Source organism: Pseudomonas sp. K5002, from assembly GCF_013386655.1.
In the GTDB taxonomy this organism is placed as follows: domain Bacteria; phylum Pseudomonadota; class Gammaproteobacteria; order Pseudomonadales; family Pseudomonadaceae; genus Aquipseudomonas.
In genome coordinates this window covers 1-478 of the sequence record NZ_JACARK010001693.1, presented here as the reverse complement: position 1 = coordinate 478, position 478 = coordinate 1, and the positions used below count along the sequence as shown (strand labels likewise).

The following is a 478-nucleotide window of genomic DNA, read 5'->3' as shown; positions in this document are numbered from 1 at the left end:
TCCGCCACCGTCAACCGCGCCGTACTCGCCACCACCACCAGCGTGGTATTGGCCCCCGCTTGCAGGCGCCCCATGGAATCCAGCCGCGACAACTCCGGCATCGGATCACTGCAATCCATCTCCGTCACCGGCCGCGCCCCACCAAACTCCCCCGCCACCTCCCAGGGCCAGGCCCAGAACGTCTCGCCATCCGGCATGTAGACCGAACCAATCGGGTTAGCCACCACCAACGCGGCAACCACCAACCCATCGCCCAAATCCAGGGACGCCGTCCCCAGCCCGCCTTTCAACACCCCCGCCATGGCCCCACGTCCGGCCCCGACAGATCCCAGCTCAAACTCCGGACCAGCATTGGCCAGCGCCTCGAACCCCAGTCGCCGGTAAGGCGGCTCCAGACCCCAATCCTTGTCCCCGCCATTGGCCAAATCATGCAACACCGCCGCCGGCACGATAGGAATCGCCGGCGCACCCGGCTTCA

At 66.9% G+C, this 478-nt stretch carries 1 protein-coding gene; it reads right to left on the bottom strand.

The annotated features are described in order from the left end of the window. A partial coding sequence (locus tag HX846_RS38745; protein ID WP_178967643.1) for a P1 family peptidase occupies positions 1 to 478 on the bottom strand: 478 nt, incomplete at both ends.